The sequence below is a fragment of the Pseudomonas sp. R45(2017) genome (assembly GCF_002112305.1).
In the GTDB taxonomy this organism is placed as follows: domain Bacteria; phylum Pseudomonadota; class Gammaproteobacteria; order Pseudomonadales; family Pseudomonadaceae; genus Aquipseudomonas; species Aquipseudomonas paraglycinae.
In genome coordinates this window covers 575,775-595,941 of the sequence record NZ_NEHH01000003.1, presented here as the reverse complement: position 1 = coordinate 595,941, position 20,167 = coordinate 575,775, and the positions used below count along the sequence as shown (strand labels likewise).

General features: G+C 61.1%; 16 protein-coding genes. 5 read left to right on the top strand and 11 right to left on the bottom strand.

The window, feature by feature from the left end; all coding sequences use genetic code 11:
- The first annotated feature begins 69 nt into the window (after window positions 1–69).
- The 3 genes from CAF74_RS09990 to CAF74_RS09980 are packed head-to-tail and all read left to right on the top strand — an operon-like array spanning window position 70 to window position 5,533.
- Window positions 70–1,314, top strand: a complete 1,245-nt coding sequence (locus tag CAF74_RS09990) for an exonuclease SbcCD subunit D C-terminal domain-containing protein (RefSeq protein WP_007959327.1) — start codon at window positions 70–72, stop codon at window positions 1,312–1,314.
- Window positions 1,311–4,952 carry an AAA family ATPase gene (locus CAF74_RS09985; protein ID WP_085746244.1) on the top strand — a complete coding sequence of 1,214 codons (3,642 nt, stop codon included), beginning with the start codon at window positions 1,311–1,313 and terminating at the stop codon, window positions 4,950–4,952. Before CAF74_RS09990 ends, CAF74_RS09985 begins: the two co-directional genes overlap by 4 nt.
- On the top strand, window positions 4,949–5,533 hold the full coding sequence (locus tag CAF74_RS09980) for a glutathione S-transferase (RefSeq protein WP_085746243.1): 585 nt from the start codon (window positions 4,949–4,951) through the stop codon (window positions 5,531–5,533). The genes CAF74_RS09985 and CAF74_RS09980 overlap by 4 nt, the downstream gene beginning before the upstream one ends.
- Window positions 5,534–5,538: 5 nt before the next feature.
- On the opposite strand, the gene CAF74_RS09975 is transcribed toward CAF74_RS09980, so the two are convergent.
- The 8 genes from CAF74_RS09975 to CAF74_RS09940 all read right to left on the bottom strand — a co-directional run bounded on the left by CAF74_RS09975 (window position 5,539) and on the right by CAF74_RS09940 (window position 12,192).
- Entirely contained in the window at window positions 5,539–5,796 is a 258-nt protein-coding gene (locus tag CAF74_RS09975; protein WP_085746242.1) for a hypothetical protein, read from the bottom strand.
- On the bottom strand, window positions 5,793–6,005 hold the full coding sequence (locus tag CAF74_RS09970; protein ID WP_085746241.1) for a hypothetical protein: 213 nt from the start codon (window positions 6,003–6,005) through the stop codon (window positions 5,793–5,795). The genes CAF74_RS09975 and CAF74_RS09970 overlap by 4 nt, the downstream gene beginning before the upstream one ends.
- Window positions 6,006–6,260: 255 nt before the next feature.
- Window positions 6,261–6,440 (bottom strand): hypothetical protein, encoded by a 180-nt coding sequence (locus CAF74_RS09965; RefSeq protein WP_011334602.1) that lies wholly within the window; start codon window positions 6,438–6,440, stop codon window positions 6,261–6,263.
- Window positions 6,441–6,596: 156 nt separating this feature from the next.
- A complete protein-coding gene (locus CAF74_RS09960) occupies window positions 6,597–7,772 on the bottom strand; it encodes a lactonase family protein (protein ID WP_085746240.1) in 1,176 nt (391 codons plus the stop codon).
- Window positions 7,769–8,077, bottom strand: coding sequence for a DUF5629 family protein (locus tag CAF74_RS09955; protein WP_085746274.1), 309 nt, complete (start codon window positions 8,075–8,077; stop codon window positions 7,769–7,771). The genes CAF74_RS09960 and CAF74_RS09955 overlap by 4 nt, the downstream gene beginning before the upstream one ends.
- A gap of 174 nt (window positions 8,078–8,251) precedes the next feature.
- The gene (locus tag CAF74_RS09950; protein WP_085746239.1) at window positions 8,252–9,832 is read right to left on the bottom strand and encodes an aldehyde dehydrogenase (NADP(+)); all 1,581 of its coding nucleotides are present in this window, start codon (window positions 9,830–9,832) and stop codon (window positions 8,252–8,254) included.
- A 9-nt stretch (window positions 9,833–9,841) separates the two neighbouring features.
- Window positions 9,842–10,834: an AraD1 family protein gene (araD1, locus tag CAF74_RS09945; RefSeq protein ID WP_085746238.1), complete on the bottom strand. Its 993-nt coding sequence runs from the start codon at window positions 10,832–10,834 to the stop codon at window positions 9,842–9,844.
- A gap of 35 nt (window positions 10,835–10,869) precedes the next feature.
- Window positions 10,870–12,192, bottom strand: coding sequence for an MFS transporter (locus tag CAF74_RS09940; RefSeq protein WP_007957417.1), 1,323 nt, complete (start codon window positions 12,190–12,192; stop codon window positions 10,870–10,872).
- Between the two features lie 193 nt (window positions 12,193–12,385).
- Between CAF74_RS09940 and CAF74_RS09935 the strand changes: the two genes are divergently transcribed.
- Both CAF74_RS09935 and CAF74_RS09925 read left to right on the top strand, forming a co-directional pair.
- Complete coding sequence (locus CAF74_RS09935; protein WP_085746237.1) at window positions 12,386–14,122, top strand: IlvD/Edd family dehydratase; 1,737 nt, start codon at window positions 12,386–12,388, stop codon at window positions 14,120–14,122.
- A 208-nt stretch (window positions 14,123–14,330) separates the two neighbouring features.
- Window positions 14,331–15,050 carry a FadR/GntR family transcriptional regulator gene (locus tag CAF74_RS09925; protein ID WP_011334609.1) on the top strand — a complete coding sequence of 240 codons (720 nt, stop codon included), beginning with the start codon at window positions 14,331–14,333 and terminating at the stop codon, window positions 15,048–15,050.
- A 265-nt stretch (window positions 15,051–15,315) separates the two neighbouring features.
- On the opposite strand, the gene CAF74_RS09920 is transcribed toward CAF74_RS09925, so the two are convergent.
- The 3 genes from CAF74_RS09920 to CAF74_RS09910 all read right to left on the bottom strand — a co-directional run bounded on the left by CAF74_RS09920 (window position 15,316) and on the right by CAF74_RS09910 (window position 19,980).
- On the bottom strand, window positions 15,316–17,700 hold the full coding sequence (locus CAF74_RS09920; protein ID WP_007957414.1) for an RND family transporter: 2,385 nt from the start codon (window positions 17,698–17,700) through the stop codon (window positions 15,316–15,318).
- 28 nt (window positions 17,701–17,728) lie between these two features.
- Entirely contained in the window at window positions 17,729–18,757 is a 1,029-nt protein-coding gene (locus CAF74_RS09915) for a YCF48-related protein (protein WP_085746236.1), read from the bottom strand.
- Window positions 18,758–19,011: 254 nt separating this feature from the next.
- Window positions 19,012–19,980: a hypothetical protein gene (locus CAF74_RS09910; protein WP_085746235.1), complete on the bottom strand. Its 969-nt coding sequence runs from the start codon at window positions 19,978–19,980 to the stop codon at window positions 19,012–19,014.
- Between the last annotated feature and the right edge of the window lie 187 nt (window positions 19,981–20,167).

Here is a 20,167-nt window from a genome sequence, read left to right as displayed (position 1 = left end):
AAACTCTCCCCTCTTTCGCCGCCCCTCTCATCCCGGTGGCCATCACCTCTTTATATTGCGGAGTCAGCCTTGCGTCTGTTTCACACCTCCGACTGGCACCTTGGGCAGAACCTGCACGGCCAGGAACGCGATTTCGAGCACGCCTGTTTTCTCGAGTGGCTGCTGCGCCAATTGAAGCTGGCGCAGCCGGACGTGCTGCTGATTGCCGGCGACATCTTCGACACGGTCAATCCACCGGTCAAAGCCCAGGAACGCCTCTACGACTTCATCGTCAGCGCCCATGAACAGCAGCCGTTGCTGACCATCGTGATGATCGCCGGCAACCACGATTCCGGTTCGCGGATCGAACTGCCCGCGCCGTTGATGCGGCGTTTGCGTACCCATGCGCTGGGCAGGGTGTTGTGGCTGGATGACGGGCAACTGGATGCGGAGCGTCTGTTGTTGCCGCTGCCGAATGCGTCCGGCGAGATTGCCGCGTGGTGCCTGGCGCTGCCGTTCCTGCGGCCTGCCGAAGTGACCGGCGCGCATCTGGGCGACAACTACCTGCGCGGCATAGGTCAGGTGCATGAATGGCTGATCGAAGCAGCGAATGCCAAGCGCCAACCGGGCCAGGCACTGGTCGCCATCAGCCACGCGCACATGGCCGGTGGTTCGGTATCGGAAGACTCCGAGCGCAGCCTGATCATCGGCAACGCCGAAGCCCTGCCTGCCAGCCTGTTCGGGCCGAGCATCAGCTATGTCGCCCTCGGCCATTTGCACAAGCCGCAGAAGGTCAACGGCGAAGAACGGATTCGCTACAGCGGCTCGCCGATCCCGTTGTCGTTTTCGGAAATCAGTTATCAGCACCAGGTGCTCGACGTCGTTCTGGACGGCGAAACCCTGGTCAGCGTCGAGCCAATGCTGATCCCCCGCTCCGTCAATCTGCAGCGTCTCGGCCCTGCGCCGCTGGCGGAAATCCTGCTGCAACTGGCGGACCTGCCGAATATCGACCTGCTGGCCGAAACCCAGCGCCAGCCGTGGCTGGAAGTGCGGGTACGCCTCGACGAACCGCAGCCGGATCTGCGCCATCAGGTCGAAAGCGCCCTGCAAGGCAAGGCTGTGCGACTGGTGCGAATTGCCGCCGAATACGCCGGCAACCGGGGCGCTGACGGCGCCGAGGACGGCAGCGCGCTGATCGAACTGGACCAGCTCACGCCGCAGGAATTGTTCAGCCGCGCCTGGCTCGACAACTACGGCAGCGAGGTCGATGAGCAAACCCTCAAGGACTTCGCCGAGCTGCTGCAAGACGTCCAGATGGAGGGCGAGCAGCCATGAAGATTCTCGCCATTCGTTTGAAGAACCTCGCTTCGCTGGCCGGCCCGTTCGAGATCGACTTCACCGCCGAACCGCTGGCCAGCGCCGGACTGTTTGCGATCACCGGCCCGACCGGCGCCGGCAAAAGTACCTTGCTCGATGCGCTGTGTCTGGCGCTATTCGGCGCCGTGCCGCGTCTGAACAACACCGGGCGTGACGCCAAGGTGCCGGACGCCGACGGCGAAATCGCCACTGGCGACCCGCGCACCCTGCTGCGTCGCGGCACGGGTGAAGGTTTTGCCGAGGTGGATTTTGTCGGCGTCGATGGCCGTCGCTATCGCGCGCGCTGGGAAGCCAACCGCGCTCGGGAAAAGGCCGGCGGCAAGTTGCAGGCCAGCCGTCAGAGCCTGCGCGACATCGATCAGGATCAACTGCTCGCCAGCCAGAAAGGCGAGCACAAGACTCAGCTTGAAGCCGCGCTGGGCCTGAACTTCGAACAATTCACCCGCGCCGTGCTGCTGGCCCAGAGCGAATTCAGTGCGTTCCTCAAAGCCGACGACAACGACCGCAGCGAACTGCTGGAAAAACTCACCGATACCGCGCTCTACACCCGCCTCGGCCGCCGCGCATTCGACAAGACCAAGGAGGCCCGCGAAGCCCACAAGCAGTTGCAGGATCAGGCTACCGGCGTGACCCCGCTGGCCCCCGAGGCTCGCGCAGAACTCGACGAGCGCTTCAATGCCGCCCAGCAACAACTCAAGTTGCAGCAGGCGCAGCTCAAACAAATCGAGCAGCAGCATGACTGGCTCAAGGAACTGCTGCGGCTGCAAGACTCGCAACAGGCCGCCGCCGAACAACTGCGCAGCGCCGAGCACGAAAGGGAGTCGCTGGCCGGTGAGCGTCTGAAGCTCACCCGCCTAGAACAACTTGCCCCGCAACGGCACCAGTTCGCCCGCAAAACCGAACTTGATACCCAGCTGACGCCGCTGGCCGCACAGATCCACGCGCACACCCAGCAACAAGGCGAACTGGCTGAGCGCCAGACGCGACTGGAACAGGATCTCGCCGCAGCGCAGATTGCCCTGACCCAGGCGCAAACGCAGCAGAGCGAAGGCGCGCCGCTGTTGCGTCAGGCGTTCGAGGAGCAAAGCACCCTCGCCCGCCTCGCCAAGGATGTCGCAACCGGCACCGAAGCGAAGCAAGCCGCTGAGCAAGCCTGCGCCCAGGGCCAGGGCACAATCCAGACCCTGCTCGATCAGCAGAAACAGGTCGCCGAACGCTTGCAACGTATCGCCGCCGATCTCGAGCAAAGCGCTCACTTGGCACCGTTGAGCGAAGCGTGGAATGCCTATCGCGACCGCTTGCAGCAACTGATGCTGATCGGCAATCGATTGAACAAAGGTCAAGGCGAACTCGCTTCCCTCGAAGAAAATGCCACTCGCGCCACCGAGGCGCTTGCCACGCAAAGGCAGCAGCTGGAAGTATTGTTCAAGGAGGCTGGTGCCGAACCGGACGCGGTCGCCGAACAGATCGGCATCCTCGGCACTCTGTTGCAGGACAACCGCAAGCAACTGCGCGCCATTGAAGACCTGACGCGCCTGTGGGCCAGTCAGCAGGAGCTGGACAAACGCAGTGCCGAACTGCAACAGCGTCAGCTCGATGCGCAACAGGAGCGCGAGCGCCTGACCCAGGACGGGGTGAAAACCAAGTCCGAGCTGACTGTCGCCGAACAGACCCTCAACGTCACCCGTGAATTGCTCGAACGTCAGCGTCTGGCCCGCAGTGCCAGTGTCGAAGAGCTGCGCGCGCAGTTGCAGGACGACCAGCCGTGCCCGGTCTGCGGCAGCAACGAACATCCGTATCACCAGCCGGAAGCCCTGCTCCAAAGCCTCGGCCGTCACGACGAAAGCGAGCAGGCCAGCGCGCAGCAAGCGGTCGATCAACTGAAGGAAAAACTCACCGAGCTGCGCGCCAGCGTCGGTGGCGTGATTGCCCAACAGAAAGAGTTGCTGCAACAGCAGGAACAACTGGCTGCTCAGCAACAATCGCTGACGCCGAGCATCGAGGCGCATCCGCTGGCTGCGTCGTTGCTGAATCAGGACAGTGACAAGCGCGCCGCGTGGCTGACTCGCCAGAACGATCAACTGAACCAGAGCATCACCCAGGACGAACAGCGCCAGACCGCCCTGCTCACGTTGCAACAGGATGCGGCGCGGCTGACCCAGCAATTGCGTCAGGCCGAAACCGCACACCACCAAGCGTCGCAGCACCTGAGCAATCAGCAGCGCGAGCTGAGCGCTGACCGCCAACGCCTGGACGAAGAACTGGCGGCCTTCGCCACACTGCTGCCGAGCGACACCCTCGACGCCTTGCGCGCCGAACCGGCCGCGACCTTCATGCAGCTTGACCGGCAGATTGCCGAACGTCTGGCGCAAGTCGATCAACAGAAGGAAGAGCTGGCCGAACAGCAACAACGCCAGCAGACGCTTGAGAAAGAACAGGACCGCCAACAGGGCCGTGTGCAGCAGCTGCAAAACGCTGAGCAGCAGCTCAACACGCTGACAGGGCAACAACAGGCCAGCCAAGAGAAGCTTGCGCAATTGCTGGGTGATCACACCTGCGCCGAGCATTGGCAGCAGCAACTGGAACAGGCGGTGGAACAGGCGCGCAACGCCGAATCCACGACGACTCAGGCGCTGCAGGACGCGCGTACGCAGCTCGTGCAAATCGCCGCCGAACTGAAAGCGCAGCAGGAACGTCTGCAAGCGCTGGAAACCGAAGACCGCGATCTGGCCGGCAAAATTGCCGACTGGCGCGCCCGCCATCCGGAGCTGGATGACGGTGGCCTCGAAGACTTGCTGCGGGTCGATGACGCGCAAGTCGATGAACTGCGCCAGCGCTTGCAGCGCAACGAAAAAGCCGTTGAACAGGCCAAGGTGTTGTTGCAGGAACGCGATCAGCGCCTGCTCGATCATCAGTCCCAACACAACGGCAATCTGGATGCCGAACAACTCGCCAGCGCCCTCGCCGACCTGCAAAACCAGTGCACGGCCAGCGAACAGCAATGCGCCGAACTGCGCGCCGAGCAGGCCGAAGACCAGCGCCGCCAGAACGCCAATCAGGCGCTCGCGCAGCAGATCGCCGACGCCTATGCCGAGTATCAGCGCTGGGCGCGGCTCAATGCGCTGATCGGCTCGGCCACCGGCGACACCTTCCGCAAGATCGCCCAGGCCTACAACCTCGACCTGCTGGTGCATCACGCCAACGTGCAGCTGCGGCAACTGGTCAAGCGCTATCGCCTCAAGCGTGGCGGCAGCATGCTCGGCCTGCTGGTGATGGACACCGAAATGGGCGACGAACTGCGCTCGGTGCATTCGCTGTCCGGTGGCGAAACCTTCCTGGTGTCGCTGGCCCTCGCCCTGGGTCTGGCCTCGATGGCGTCGAGCACGTTGAAGATCGAATCGCTGTTCATCGACGAAGGTTTTGGCAGCCTCGACCCCGAATCCCTGCAACTGGCCATGGACGCCCTCGACGGCTTGCAGGCTCAGGGCCGCAAGGTCGCGGTGATTTCCCACGTGCAGGAAATGCACGAGCGGATCCCGGTGCAGATTCAGGTACAGCGCCAGGGCAACGGTTTGAGCACACTGGAGGTGAAATGAACACGCTGTATTCCTTCCGCCGCTGCCCGTACGCGATGCGGGCGCGGATGGCCCTGCGTTATTCGGGTGTGCCGGTGGAGATCGTTGAAGTCAGCCTGAAAGCCAAACCGGCCCAGATGCTGGCGATCTCGCCCAAGGGCACGGTGCCGGTGCTGGATGCGGACGGTCAGGTGATCGATGAAAGCCTGGAGATCATGCGCTGGGCGCTGGCGCAGAACGATCCGGATGAGTGGTTGCTGGGGGGCGATTCAAGGATCGCCAAGTTGATCGAAGCCAACGATCAAGTGTTCAAGGTTCACTTGAATCGCTACAAGTACGCCGAGCGTTATCCGGAACAGCCGATGGAGGTTTATCGGGCGGAAGGTGCTCTGTTCTTGCAGAAACTGGATGAGTTGCTCGAGGGTCGCGAATACTTGCTGACCAATCATCCGAGCCTGGCCGATATCGCGCTGTTGCCGTTCGTTCGCCAGTTCGCTCACGTGGATCGTGACTGGTTTGCGCAGACGCCTTACGTGCGGTTGCAGACCTGGTTGCAGCGGTTTCTGGAGTCGGAGCTGTTCACCGGCATCATGAAAAAGTAGGCGCGTTACGCCAGCACTTCACACATGCCGATGGCCGAGCAATCCACTTCAAACGGGCCGAGAAAACCGCTGGGAGTTTTCACTGGCGGATTGCCGGCCAGCAGCCCCAGCGCATTGGCCCGTTCGATGTTGTGCGCGATGTTGTGGTTGGCCTCTATGGCCCGGGCCAGTCCACCGACCGAGCCCTGACCGAATCCCAAAAGCGAAGCGCCGTTGGTCATGAACGCCAGTCCGGCAATGACCCAGAGTCTGTAGCCTTTCATGCTCCGCCGACTCCCGCGAGTTCAGCTGAATCCACCGTCGCGTTCTGGGAGCGGAGTTCGAACTGGATGCCGGGATGGGCGACGTCGATCGGTGCTTCGAAGCTGTGTTGCGACTGCGACGCCAGACTGACAAACAGCACCATGACCAGGTACAGACCGATGGCCACGTAGGCGCCGCGCTTGGCGGAAGTGATGATTGAACTGGCCATGATGTGTGCTCCGTGGACAATGTTTCGAGGCCCACAGAATCGATCAAAAAAGCCGGGGTAACCACTCAGGGTTTTCCATAGTAACCATCAGTTTCGTTGATTATTTAGCCGGTCTATCTCGCTGTTTGAAAATAGCTATCGTCGGCCGTTGCGCAGGCAAAAAACTGCCCAAGGCTGCGATCTTTTGATTTTGCTTTTTGAGAAACAAGATCAAAGGATCGCAGCCTTGGGCAGTTCCAGGGCGTGACGGAAATTTCAGTGTTGAGCTTTGTGATCCAGCGCGGCGTAGAAGTTGGCGCTTTGTTGCAGGTATTTCTGGGTGTAGCTCTGGGTGTGGGATTTTTTGTCGCTGATTTCAACGTTGGCACTGGCTGGCAGAGCCACGGTGGCGGAGATGGCGGAAGCGGCGATGATCGAGAAAAGATTGAAGTTCATGGCGGTAACCCTCGTGTTCAGTTGGCTTGCTTGCCCGGTTGGGCCGTGAAGCAAACTTAACGCTCGAGGGTCGATCGCTTGAAATGCTTTGCAACATTACCTGTTATCAGCAGGATTAATACATAGCTTCAGGCCCCGCAGATCGGGGCCTGCGGCTTATTGACGCACGAGAAACTTCAGATCGCTAGGGGCGTCCATCGGCAGTTTTTGCACGGTTTTGCCCAGCAGACCGGTCTTGTCGTCGCGCTCGACCACGACAATCTGGTTGCTCTTCTGGTTGGCGATCAGCAGGAATTTGCCGCTTGGATCGAGGCTGAACTCACGCGGGTGATCGCCTTCCACCGAACGTCGTTGCAGCTCCTTGAGCTGGCCACTGGCCGGGTCGATGGCGAACACCAGCAGCTGATTGGCGGTGCCACGGTTGCTGACGTAGAGGAATTTGCCGTCGGCGGACGCGTGCAGCGCGGCGGCGGCTTTGTCCGACGTCGGCTGGCCGGCAGCCAGATCGACCAGTTGCGTCTGGGTCAGGACGCCGTCCTTGTAATCGAACACTGCGACCTGAGCACTCATTTCCATGGTCAGCCAGGCATGTTTGCCGTCAGCGCTGAACAGCAGATGACGCGGGCCGCTGCCGGCTGGCAGTTGCACCGACGCGGTTTTCGCCGGGGTCAGCGGCAGATCCGAATTGGCTTTCGGGTCGAATTGGTAGATGAAGACCTTGTCCGCACCCAGGTCATTGGAGAACACATAACGACCGTCCGGCGAGGACACCGTCGAGTGCACGTGGTTCGAGGCCTGACGCTCGGGATTGACCCGGCTCGCCGGGTGCGCGCTCATCTGCACCACCGGTTTGAGCTTGCCGTCGCTGCCGACCGGCAACACCGCGAGGGTGCCGCCCGGATCTTCAACCACCGAGTAGTTGCTGACGAACAAATGGCTGGCGTCGCCGCTGAGGCTCGAATGGGTCGGCTCGTTGCCCAGGCTCTGCACTTGATTGATCAGGGTCAGCGCGTGGGTCTTCGGATCGATGGAATAACTGCTGACGCGGCCGACCGGATCCTTCTGGCCAGGGCCGTTTTCGTTGACCACGAACACCCGGTGCTGATCCTTCGAAAGGGTCAGCCACGACGGGTTTTCGCTCTTGATCACTTGCAGCGGTTTGGCGGCGATCTGGCCGGTGGCGCTGTCGAAGTTCATCCGGTAGATGCCTTCGCTGGTGCCGGCGGTGTAGGAGCCCACCAAAAACTGGAAGCTCTCGGCCGAGGCACTGGAAAGGCCCATCGCGCCGACACTGCCGGCCATCAGCAATGGCCAGAATTTACGCATGTTCATTCAGTTTCATCCTCGTCGTCGGCACTGCTCAGTACGTCACCGAGGCACACCAGACGGTGTTCGCCAACGGTTTTGGTGTCGCTGGAAAAACCGACGATCAACCAGCTCTGCAGGTCTTCATCAAACGTCGCCGCCGCCACCTGAGCCGGGGTGAATTCCCAGTGCTTGGCTGTTCGGCCATCGATGCATTCGATGTGCAGGTTGTCGTCTTCGTCGAGGGCGAATTCGAAAGCGTGCAGGCCGTCGATTTCGACCATACCGCAGTGTTCGAGGGCGTTGAGAAGGGTGTCGGTTACGGCAGTCATGGCAATCATGTCTTTCAGGGGGAAAGGGCCAATGATAGCTCAAAGCCCCGCTCTTGATCGTTCCCACGCTCTGCGTGGGAATGCCTCAAGGGACGCTCCGCGTTACAGCTCTCGAATGGGACGCGGAGCGTCCCGGGCTGCATTCCCACGCGGAGCGTGGGAACGATCATGCGGTTAGAGGGCTTCGCGCGATGGCTTGCCGTCGACCAGCCGCTGAATACGCAGCGGGTTGGCGTTTTTCAGCGGTTCCGGCAGCAGGCTGTCGGGGTAATTCTGGAAGCACACCGGACGCAGGAAACGATCGATCGCCAGCGTACCCACCGAGGTGCCGCGGGCATCGGACGTCGCAGGATACGGGCCGCCGTGAACCATCGAATCGCACACTTCGACACCGGTCGGATAACCATTGAGCAGGATCCGCCCGACCTTCTGTTCCAGCAACGGCGTCAGCTCCGGGAAGCGCTCGAAATCCGTCTGCTCGCCGATGATGGTCGCCGTCAGTTGCCCGTGCAGGCCATTCAACGCCGCACTCAACTGCGCCTGATCGGCCACTTCGACGATCACCGTGGTCGGGCCGAACACTTCTTCCTGCAGCACTTCATCGCCATCGATCAGCAGGCGAACATCCGCTTTGAACAACTGCGGCTGCGCCTGATTGCCCTGTTGCGGATTGCCCGCCAGATGCTCGATGCCAGCGTGCACCAAAAGTTTTTCCACGCCCTTGCCGTAGCTGCCGAGGGTCCCGGCATTGAGCATGGTTTGCGCCGGTTGATCACCGATCAGCGCCGCGACTTGCTCAACGAATGCGGTGAACTGTGGCGAACGGATGCCGATCACCAGGCCCGGATTGGTACAGAACTGACCGCAGCCCTGCACCACCGAAGCGGTCAGATCGCGGGCGACGGTTTCCGATCGCACGGCCAGGGCCTCGGGCAGCACGATGACCGGGTTGATGCTCGACATCTCGGCGAACACCGGGATCGGCTGAGGCCGCGCGGCGGCCATGTCGCACAGCGCCCGTCCGCCCCGCAGCGAACCGGTGAAACCAACCGCCTGAATGGCCGGATGTTTGACCAGCCATTCACCGACGCCACCACCGTAGATCATGTTGAACACACCGGCCGGCATGGCGGTTTTTTCTGCTGCACGAATCAGCGCATCGGCGACCAGTTCAGCGGTGGCCATGTGGCCGCTGTGGGCCTTGAACACCACCGGGCAACCGGCCGCCAGCGCCGATGCGGTATCGCCGCCGGCGGTGGAGAATGCCAGTGGAAAATTGCTTGCACCGAACACCGCCACTGGGCCGAGGCCGATGCGGTATTGGCGCAGATCCGGACGTGGCAGCGGCTGACGATCCGGCAACGGCAGGTCGATGCGCGCACCGTAGAAATCACCGCGTCGCAGGACTTTGGCGAACAAGCGCATCTGGCCGCTGGTGCGCCCTCTTTCACCTTGAATCCGCCCGGCCGGCAGTGCGGTTTCGCGACAGACCACGGCGACGAAATCATCGCCCAGCGCGTCCAGTTCATCGGCAATCGCATCGAGAAACTGCGCGCGGCGTTCGGCGCTGAGGCTGCGATACGCCGGATACGCCGCCGCAGCGGCTTTGGCGGCGGCGTCTACTTCCGCTTCCGTGGCCTGAATGAAATCGTGGGGCAGTGCTTCGCCCGTGGTGGCGTCCACGCTCTGCAGCTTGACGTTGCCCGCCGCACTGCGACGACCACCGATGTAGTTGTGACCGAGAATCTGAGTCATGGGATCTCCTTAAAGGGTGCCGATGCTGTCCGGTTCGAATGCCGCTGCGACCGGAGCGATGCCGTTGACCAGCGGTGCGCCGAATTCGGCCTGGCTGATCTCGAACACGTCGCCCGGCTGAGTGCGAATGCCATCGGCGAACGACAGGGTCGCGGTGCCGAAGAAGTGAATGTGCACGTCACCGGGACGCAGGAACTGGCTGTACTTGAAGTGGTGGTATTCGAGGTTCGCCAGGCTGTGGCACATGTTGGCCTCACCGCTGAGGAACTCGTTCTGCCACAGCACTTCACCGTCGCGCAGGATGCGGCTGGTGCCCGCCAGGTGTTGAGGCAATTCACCCGTGCGAAGTTCCGGGCCGTAGCTGCAACTGCGCAGTTTCGAGTGGGCCAGATACAGGTAATTCTTGCGCTCCATGACGTGATCGGAGAATTCGTTGCCCACCGCGAAACCGAGGCGATACGGCTTGCCGTCGTGGCCGATGATGTAGAGCCCGGCCATTTCTGGCTCCTCGCCGGCGTCTTCGGCAAACGGCGGCAGCGGGAACGGCTGACCGGGACGCACAACGATGCTGCCGTCGCCCTTGTAGAACCATTCCGGCTGCACACCGGCCTGCCCCGCCGCCGGTTTTCCGCCCTCCACGCCCCACTTGAAGATGCGCATGGTGTCGGTCATCGCCGCTTCGTCACCGGCCTGCTGGTGCATCTTGTCCCGGGCCGAGGCGCTGCCGAGGTGCGTGAGGCCGGTGCCGCTAACCAGCAGGTGCGCCGGGTCCGGGTGGTCCAGCGGTGGCAAAATGCGCAGTTTGGCCAGCAATTCGGCGTAATCGTGACTGATGCCGAGGCCAAGGGTTTGCACTTGCTGCGCGAGGGTGCTGCCAGCCTCGATCGCGGCCAGGGCCAGATCGCGAACCGTGCGCGCATCTTGTACTTCACGCACGAGGCCGTCCTCGACCACCCCGACACGGCGCTCGCCGCTACTCAATTCGAATTGAACCAGATGCATGATGTTCTCCTGTTAAAACAAATCCTGGATCGAAATCAGGTACGCGTCGCACCCCGTGCACTCGCTGCAAATTGCTCGACTGGCAGCACATGCTTGCGCTCCAGCAAGCGATAGACGACACCCGTCAGAATCAGCCCGAACACCATCACCCCGGACAGGAAGTACAGGCCCGAAGCGAGGTTGCCGGTGTATTCCTTCAGCGCGCCGATCACGAACGGGCCGATGTAACCGCCGAGGTTGCCCACCGAGTTGATCAACGCGATCCCGGCCGCCGCGCTGGCACCGGCAAAGAACCGCCCCGGCAGCGTCCAGAACACCGCCGTGCAGGAAAACAGCGCGAACGCCACCAGACACAACGCCGCCAGTTGCGCCACCGGCAACGACAGCCACGCGCTGAGGAACAGGCCGATCGCGCCCAGCACATAAAGCACCGCCAGATGGCCGTAGCGATCATTCAAACGGTCGGAGCTGCGCGGAATGATCAGCAGGCCGATGATCCCGAAAATGTACGGCACCGAAGACACGAAACCTGTCACCAGATCGCTGCCGCCGAACTGTTTGATCAGGGTCGGCAGCCACAGGCCCAGGCCATAAATGCTCAGGGTCACCGGCAGGTAAAACAGCGCCAGCAGCAGCACGCGTTTGTCTTTCAGTGCATGCAGCGGATTGCCGTGACGGGTCTGGCCGTATTCCTGCAGGTCCTTTTTCAGCTCGCCGGTCAGCCAGTCCTTTTCGGCCTGGTCCATCCATTTCACTTGCTGCGGGCCGTCCGGCAGCCAGCGCAGTACCGGCCAGGTCAGCAGGATCGCCGGGGTGCCGATGACGATGAACAGCCACTGCCAGCCATGCAGGCCGAGGATGCCGTCCATGCCCAGCAAACCGCCCGAAACGGGGCCGGTGATCATCATCGCGATGGGTTGGGAAAGGATGAACAGCCCGAGGATCTTGCCGCGATGGCGCACCGGAAACCATTGGGTGATGTAGTACAGAACGCCGGGAAAGAACCCCGCCTCCGCCGCGCCGAGCAGAAAGCGCATCACGTAGAAACTGTGCGGGCCCTGGACGAAGGCCATGCCGATGGTGATCGCGCCCCAGGTGATCATGATCCGCGCAAACCAGCGCCGCGCGCCGAAGCGTTCGAGCATCAGGTTGCTGGGGATTTCAAACAGAAAGTAGCCGATGAAAAACAGCCCGGCACCGAGGCCGTAGGCAGCATCGCCGATACCGATGTCGGCGCCCATGTGCAGCTTGGCGAAGCCGACGGCCGAGCGATCCACATAGGCGATCAGGTACAGCAGGATCAGGAAGGGAATCAGTTTCAGCGTGATGCGCCGGACAAGCCGCAGTTCCTGGCTCATGAGATCGGTCTCCGATTGTTGTTTTTATGGAACCTCGGGGAACGCCTCTCGCGGAAAATCGCCAGGGCCATCCCTCCGTCGAAAACGACTATATAGTAATACTAATTATGCGACAACACTTCCAAATCGACGATTTTGCGCATATGTTTAGCCGAAGCTCGCAAACAATAGTCTTACAATAAGAGAATCGATCATGTCTGATAAGAAACTCACCCTGCGCTCCGCCCAATGGTTTGGCACGGCCGACAAGAACGGCTTCATGTACCGCAGCTGGATGAAGAATCAGGGCATCGCCGACCATCAGTTCCATGGCAAGCCGATCATCGGCATCTGCAACACCTGGTCGGAACTGACCCCGTGCAACGCGCACTTCCGCCAGATCGCAGAGCACGTCAAACGCGGGGTGATCGAGGCTGGCGGCTTCCCGGTGGAATTCCCGGTGTTCTCCAACGGCGAATCGAACCTGCGCCCAACCGCCATGCTCACCCGCAACCTGGCGAGCATGGACGTCGAGGAAGCGATTCGCGGCAACCCGATTGACGGCGTGGTGCTGCTGACCGGTTGCGACAAGACCACCCCGGCCCTGCTGATGGGCGCAGCCAGTTGCGACGTGCCGGCGATCGTCGTCACCGGCGGGCCGATGCTCAACGGCAAGCACAAAGGCAAGGACATCGGCTCCGGCACCGTGGTCTGGCAGCTCAGCGAACAGGTCAAGGCCGGCACCATCACGATTGATGATTTCCTCGCGGCCGAGGGCGGCATGTCTCGCTCCGCCGGCACCTGCAACACCATGGGCACCGCGTCGACCATGGCCTGCATGGCCGAAGCACTCGGTACTTCCCTGCCGCACAACGCGGCGATTCCGGCAGTGGATGCGCGGCGTTATGTATTGGCGCACATGTCCGGCATGCGTGCGGTGGAGATGGTTCGTGAGGATCTGAAACTGTCGAAGATCCTGACCAAGGAAGCCTTCGAAAATGCGATCCGGGTCAACGCAGCGATTGGCGGTTCGACCAACGCGGTAATCCACCTCAAAGCCATCGCCGGGCGCATTGGCGTCGAGCTGGATCTGGACGACTGGACCCGCATCGGTCGCGGCATGCCGACCATTGTCGACCTGCAACCGTCCGGGCGTTTCCTGATGGAAGAGTTCTACTACGCCGGGGGATTGCCGGCCGTGTTGCGCCGCCTCGGCGAAGCCAATCTGATTCCGAATCCGAACGCATTGACCGTCAACGGCAAATCCATCGGCGAGAACACCAAGGACGCGCCGATCTACGGTGAAGACGAAGTGATCCGCACCCTCGACAATCCGATCCGCGCCGACGGCGGCATCTGCGTGTTGCGCGGCAACCTCGCGCCACTGGGCGCGGTGCTCAAACCGTCAGCCGCCACACCGGAACTGATGCAGCACCGTGGCCGCGCGGTGGTGTTCGAGAACTTCGACATGTACAAGGCGCGGATCAACGACCCGGAACTGGACGTCGATGCGGACTCGATTCTGGTGATGAAGAACTGCGGGCCGAAGGGTTATCCGGGCATGGCCGAAGTCGGCAACATGGGGCTGCCGGCCAAGCTGCTGGCGCAGGGCGTGACCGACATGGTACGTATCTCCGATGCGCGCATGAGCGGCACGGCTTACGGCACCGTTGTGTTGCATGTCGCGCCGGAAGCGGCGGCCGGCGGGCCTTTGGCGGCAGTGAAGGAAGGTGACTGGATCGAGCTGGACTGCGCCAGCGGGCGTTTGCATCTGGACATTCCGGACGCTGAACTGGCGGCGCGCATGGCGGATCTGCAACCGCCGCAGCAATTGTTGGTGGGTGGGTATCGTCAGCTGTATATCGACCATGTGCTGCAGGCGGATCAGGGGTGTGATTTCGACTTCCTGGTAGGTTGCCGAGGGGCTGAAGTCCCCCGCCATTCCCACTAACACCGCTGTCCCCCTGCCCTGATCCTTCCCACGCTCTGCGTGGGAATGCAGCCCGGGACGCTCTGCGTCCCATTTGAGAACTGGAACGCAGAGCGTCCCTTCAGGCATTCCCACGCGGAGCGTGGGAACGATCATTGCCTCGCTCCAGATTACGCCGTGCCTGCTATGATGCGCGGCATCTCCATCGCTCAGGATCGCGCCACTCCCCATGGATTACCGCAAACCTTCCGACCGTAAAAGCATGCACTCGCGCATCGTCCAGGAACTGGGCATGCAGATTGTTTCCGGACGCTTTCTGCCCTGCGACAAGCTGCCCGCCGAAGCCTTGCTCTGCGAGGAATACGCGGTCAGCCGGCCGGTGTTGCGCGAAGCCACCCGAGTGCTGGTCGCCAAGGGCCTGGTGTATTCGAAACCGCGCGTCGGCACCGTGGTCAAGCCGCGCCGGGAATGGCACATGCTCGACCCGGACGTATTGCACTGGTTGATGCAAAGCAGCCCGCAGAACGAGTTCTTCAACGTCCTGACCAGCGTGCGCAGCATCATCGAACCGGCCGCCGCCGCCCTCGCCGCCCAGCACGCCACGGATGCCGACATCGCGTCGATTGCCGAGGCTTACCAGCGCATGGAAGCGGCCCCGACGCCGGAAGCCTTGCTGCAACCGGATCTGGACTTTCACAGCCGGATTGCCGATGCGACCCACAACGATTTGCTGGCCAATCTGTGCAACATGCTTGCGGTGGCGATTGCCGAGGCGTTGAAGCATTCGAATCAGCGGCCGAATCTGCATGAACTGGCGTTGCCTCGGCACAAGGCGATTTTGACGGCGATCGAGAATCGGGATGCGTTGGGGGCGAGGCATGCGACGTTGGTGCAGCTGGATGATGCGCGCAGCGCCTTGAGTGTGGTGCTGGGGGCGGATCTTTCGTAAGCCTTTAGTCCGCCTGCCCTCACCCTAGCCCTCTCCCGGAGGGAGAGGGAACCGATCCGGGGATATTGGAGAGATACACCGACTTGAACTATCTGCCTTGAATCCGTAATCGACTCGGTTTTTCAGGTCGATGGTTGACGAAGCACAACTCGGTCAGTCCCCTCTCCCTTTGGGAGAGGGCTAGGGTGAGGGGGCTTTTGATCTCACACCATAAAAAAAGCCGCAACCCTTCAAGGTTGCGGCTTTTTCATTTCAGCCAACCGGATCAGTGAGCAAACAACGAATTGCCCTTCTGCCCCGCCAGTTTCTCCGGCTTGATCAGGAACTTCGCCAGTGCCGGCAATAGCCACAGCGCACCGAACATGTTCCACAGCAGCATGAAGGTCAGCATCAGGCCCATGTCGGCCTGGAACTTGATCGCCGAGAAGATCCAGGTGCACACGCCGATGGCCAGGCACAGACCGGTGAACAGCACCGCTTTACCGGTGGATTTCAGGGTCTGGTAATAGGCTTCCTGCAACGGCAGGCCGGCACGCAGGAAACTTTCCAGGCGGCTGTAGATGTAGATGCCGTAGTCCACGCCGATCCCCACGCCCAGCGCCACCACCGGCAGCGTCGCAACCTTCACGCCGATACCCATGAACGCCATCAGCGCGTTGCCCAGCACCGAAGTCAGCACCAGCGGCAGCACGATGCACAGGGTCGCCGCCCACGAGCGGAAGGTGATCATGCACATCACCGCCACGCAGATGTACACCAGGATCAGAATGGTCAGCTCGGACTTCTTGATCACCTCGTTGGTGGCCGCCTCGATCCCGGCGTTACCAGCCGCGAGGATGAACTCCAGGCCTTCCTTGTTGTTTTCCTTGGCGAAGTCCTGCACCGCATGCACGGCGCGATCCAGGGTTTCGGCCTTGTGGTCGTTGAGGAACACCAGCACCGGCGCCAGCGAGCAACTGTTGTTGTACAGGCCGTCGGCCCGGGCGATTGAGTTGTTCAGCACATCCGGGTTGCGCGACAGGGTTTCCCATTTCAGGTTGCCCTCGTTCATGCCCTTGATCATCTGCTTGGACACGGTCACCAGCGAGATCGCCGACTGCACGCCCTCGGTGTTCTGCATCTTCCACATCAGCTCGTCGATCGGCGCCATGGCTTCATAGCGCGAGCAGCCTTCGGACTTGGTCTTGACCATCACCACCAGCACGTCGGAACTGGTCGAATAGTTGCTGATGATGAAGTTGTTGTCCTTGTTGTAGCGCGAGTCCGGACGCAGTTCCGGCGCGCCCTGGTCGAGGTCACCGATTTTCAGGTTCTGGCTGTACCAGAGACCGCCGCCGAAGGCGACCAGCGCCAGGGCGATGGAAATCGGCGCGACTTTCGGGTTGGCGAAATTCGACAGCAGACGCCAGAACGGATGCTCGCGATGCGCGTCCTTCTTGCTCTTGGCGATGGCGCGCTTGCTGATGCCGACATAGGAAATCGCCACCGGCAGCAGGATCAGGTTGGTGAACACGATCACCGCCACGCCGATGGAAGCGCCGATGGCCAGCTCGCGGATCACGCCGATGTCGATGATCAGCAGCGTGATGAAGCCGACGGCGTCTGCCAGAATCGCGATCATCCCCGGCAGGAACAATTGACGGAATGTCCGCCGTGCGGCCGTCAACGCGTTGTCCGCCTCACCGGATTGCAGGGCGATACCGTTGATTTTCTGCACGCCGTGGGAAATGCCGATGGCGAAGATCAGGAACGGCACCAGCATCGAATACGGATCGAGGCCGAACCCGAAGAAGTGCATCAACCCGAGTTGCCAGACCACCGCCACCAGCGTGGTGCTCAACACCGCCACAGTGCTGCGCAGGCAGTTGGTGAACCACAGCAGCAGGATCAGGGTGATGACGAAGGCGATGCCGAAGAACATCACCACCATCACCAGGCCGTCGATCAGGTCACCGACCTTCTTGGCGAAGCCGACGATGTGGATCTTGACGTTGGGGTTCTGCGCTTCGAACTTGTTGCGGATCTTGTCTTCGAGCTCATGGGAGAACTGGCGGTAGTCCAGCGCCAGCAGCTTGCCCTGGTCCTGCGGGTCCGGGTAGGACTCCAGCAGCGGGATGTCGACGATGCTCGACTTGAAGTCGTTGGCCACCAGACGCCCGACCTGACCGGACTTGAGCACGTTGTTGCGCAGCAGATCGAGGCTGTCCTGGGAGCCGTTGTAGCTCTGCGGGATCACTTCGCCGCCGGCAAAACCTTCCTCGGTCACTTCGGTCCAGCGCACGCTCGGGCTCCACAGCGACTTGAGGCCGGAACGGTCGACGCCGGAGATGTAGAACACCTCGTCGTTGATCTGACGCAGGGTCTCCATGTACTCCTTGGAGAAGATGTCGCCATCCTTCGCTTCCACCGAAATACGCACGGTGTTGCCCAGGTTCGCCAGATCGTTGCGATGCTCCATCATCTTCTCGATGAACGGATGCTTGAGCGGGATCATCTTTTCGAAACTGGTGGACGGGCGGATCAGCGTGGCCTGCCAGAACAGGAAAATGCTGACCAGCAGGCAGATCACGATCACTGCCGGGCGGTTGTTGAAGATCAGGCGCTCAAGAAACGTCGCCTTGTCCTGATGATGAGTGCTCAAGGAAGTCATAGCCCCGCCTTCTTATTATTGATTCGGCTCATTTGCCCAGCTCGGCGCCGTTCGCAGTAGTGACCCGCACGCCACCCTGCCCGCTCAGGATCAGATTGCCGTTGCCGGCGGCGGTGACCGACGACAGCGAGATGCGATCCGGACGGTTGAACACGCTGAAGGTTTCGCCGTTGTCGCTGCTGCTGACCACCGAGCCGCCGTTGCCGACGATGACGATGGAGCCATCTTCGAGCAGTGTGGCACCGGACAGGCCGAACTCCAGCGAACCGCGCGCAGCTTTCAGTTCGACCTGCTCCCAGGTGCTGCCGAAATCGGTGGAGCGGTAAAGGTTGCCGCGCAGACCGTAGGCCAGCAGGGTTTGCGGCTGCGCCGTACCGATCACGCCGAACAGCGAGCCTTCGTACGGGCCTTCGAGTTTTTCCCAGGTCTGGCCCCAGTCGGCGGAGCGGAACATGCTGCCCGACTCACCGACGATGAACAGGCCGGCGTCTTTTACGGAAGCGATGGCGTTGAGGTGGAACTGGTCTTCGTTGTCGAGGCGGTCGCTGACGTCTTCCCAGTTTTTGCCGCCGTCGGTGGTTTCCAGCAGCGCGCCGTAGGCACCTACGGCCAGGCCACTGTTGACGTCCTTGAACCAGACGTCGAGCAGCGGCGACTCACGCTTGAGGTCTTCGAACTGTTTGGTCCAGGTCAGGCCGCCGTCTTCGCTGGCGAGGATCTGTGCGTCGTGGCCGACGGCCCAGCCGTGCTTGTCATCGACGAAATACACGGCGGTCAGCAACTGGCGGCTCGGCACTTTGGCCTGGGTCCAGGTCTTGCCCTGATCGTCGGAATAGAGAATGTGCCCGCGATCCCCAACCGCCACCAGCCGGGTTCCGGCGTGAACGACATCGAGCATCAGGCTTTTCGAGGCCTTGGCCGATTCGGTGGAATAGACCACGTCGGCTGGCGCTTCGGCGGCGAGAACCGGCGCCGACAATGTGGCAAAGCCCAGCAGAGAGAGTGCTGTGGCCAGCAACGCGGTGTTGCGTAACGCCGGCGGGCGGCAACGACTCATAGACCTTCCCCTGTTTATTATTGTTGGTCATGGACCTTAAGGGCGCCGCAAGGGTGCTCACGGTGACTGCCTGGTCACAAGCATAGTCCTGAAACCCGCCATCCAGAGCCCCTTCGGAAGCTGGCTCATCCTATCGGGCATTCGAAACGTCTGACAATCGGCGCAACGTTATCTTTTGTTAACCGCGAAGGAGCGGGGTTGCGAGCGAATGGAGGGGTATTCGCCGGGTTGATGAACCCGCATCTGGCCCCTCGTCAAAAATAATCATCCAGCTTCAACCTCTGAGCCGCGTCATCTTTCAGAACCCGGATCGACTGCATGTCGCAAGGCATAGTCTCGAAGACATAACCCTTGGCCCCGGGAATTGCGACAACCGCTTTTTTTTCACTGATCAATGCCGCTCTGGCGCCATGGGGCATCCCGGGGATGGCGCATTCGCGCGGATGAAGATGAAACGAGGCGAATACCAGAGCTTCCTGAACACCTTCTTCGACATGTTTGAGAACAAAAACCCACACACTCCATGAACTGCTGACGGTGAAAAGAGACACGCCGAGGACAATCCAGCGCATGGTCGCGCGCCTGATGTGGCTACGACCGGATTTGTATTTTTTCCAGAACGGCGCTGACAGAGGATCGCGCTTCGCCGACTCGCGGAATGTCGGCTTCACTTCATTCATGAACATATATGTGACGATGACAATGAGACTGCCCAGCATCGTCGCGGCGTAAAGCCAAGTGAATGCAAGTATCAGCAACGTCAGCGTCTTTTGTGCGACGGGAAACTGGGTGGCTTCGACTCGCGTGTAGTGAACGATGAAATAGTCAGCCCAGGCACTCGCAAACTGGCCGATACCCAACGTTATCAAGGCCGCGGTGAGGGCCAGCCACCAGAAGTTTTCCCTGAATTTGGCGACCAGATTGAAATATCTGATCGAGAGGACCAATGAACTCAGGCACAGGGTGACCCATACCTGCAAGACCACACTCAGATCCGCAGGGCTGCCCAGCCTGGTCCATAAAGCGAGCAACAGCAGCAGCGCCAGCGACACAAGGGTCAGCGCCGCCAGATACTCGTCGCCCCCCCACCATCGAATGCTGTAGTTGAGCTTCCAGGGCCAGTGTTTCGAACCTGTTCTGACAAACATCGGGCCATCCATGCAGCGTCTGGCCACTTCCAGTACGAAAGCGAAAATCAAATAGGTAGCAATGTAGGGGAGCATTGATCGCGAGCGTCCTTTCTCTCAGATCGGACAATGTTATCCCAAGCCTTCCGCTTATCCGATCAACGCCTCTAAACATTTGAACTGCCGCCCCTGAATGGCGTGGCGCTTGCGCATGCCGTCCATCTGATCTCGTACAAATTCGAATGGGAGGCTTGCACGATCGGTATTATGGTATACCATCAGA